Genomic DNA, 1,049 nt, shown 5'->3' with positions numbered 1-1,049 from the left:
GAGCAAGTATTCCGGTATTAACTTCCGGAATCATTAATTCTTCTTCTGAAGCATCTTTTTGTTCTACGATGGCTTCAATATCGCCATCTGCGTTCCGAACGATTCGACCATAGCCCGTTGGGTTTTCAAGGTCGACTGTCAATAAGCCAAGCTGCTTCTCATTAACTAAAGCCGTTAATTGAGACAATGTTGCCTGACTGGTTAAGGGCACGTCTCCGTATAGTATTAGTACTTGCGCGTCTTCTGGAATGTGGTCGATTGCTTGTGCTACCGCATGGCCCGTACCTAGCTGCTCAGCTTGTAAGCACCAGTTTACATCTTCTTTAATTGTGTCTTTTACCTGATCAGCACCGTGACCGATAACAATATGTATACCTTCAGCATCTAACTTATTCGCTGTATCCAACACATGCTGTAGCATTGGCTTTCCCGCTACAGGGTGCAAAACTTTTGGTAATTTAGACTTCATTCGAGAACCTTGCCCAGCTGCAAGGATAACCACATGTAAACTCATAATCGTTTTTCCTAAACTTTTTCTACTACAATCGTTTGATTATAGACACTCCATATGACATAAAAGAAAAAAGGCAGCTAAATAGCTGCCTTTTTTCTTTATTTTACGAATTACTGCTCATTAATGCTTATTTCTCATTCGCTGAATCACGCGTAGTCGCGCTGATGCTTCAGCTAGTTGAGATGCTGCTCGAGAGTAATCAAAATCGCCGCTCTGATTCGCCAGCTCTCTTTCTGCTTCTTTCTTAGCTTCCAGAGCTGCTGCTTCATCAACGTCGTGAGCTCGCTCTGCACTATCTGCTAGCACAGTTACTAAGCTTGGTTGAACTTCCATGTATCCGCCGGATACGTAGAAAACTTCCTCTTCGCCGCCTTGTTTGATAACGCGAACAGGACCAGGATTCAACTTCGTCATTAGTGGAGCATGGCCTGGAGCAATACCCAAGTCACCCATTTCGCCAGCTGCAACAACTAGCTCAACAAGACCCGAATAAATTTGCTCTTCAGCACTTACGATATCGCAATGCACGCTAATA

2 protein-coding genes are annotated in these 1,049 nt (G+C 43.9%); both read right to left on the bottom strand.

The genetic code is table 11. The features are described 5' to 3' along the window. Window positions 1-514, bottom strand: a 514-nt coding sequence (locus A3735_RS08245) for an NTP transferase domain-containing protein (protein WP_197485767.1), incomplete at its 3' end; no start/stop codon positions are given. 120 nt (window positions 515-634) lie between these two features. After that, window positions 635-1,048 carry a F0F1 ATP synthase subunit epsilon gene (locus A3735_RS08240; protein WP_082885839.1) on the bottom strand — a complete coding sequence of 138 codons (414 nt, stop codon included), beginning with the start codon at window positions 1,046-1,048 and terminating at the stop codon, window positions 635-637. Window position 1,049: the final 1 nt, after the last annotated feature.

The sequence above is a fragment of the Oleiphilus sp. HI0061 genome, assembly GCF_001635675.1.
This window is presented reverse-complemented; position numbering and strand designations above follow the sequence as displayed.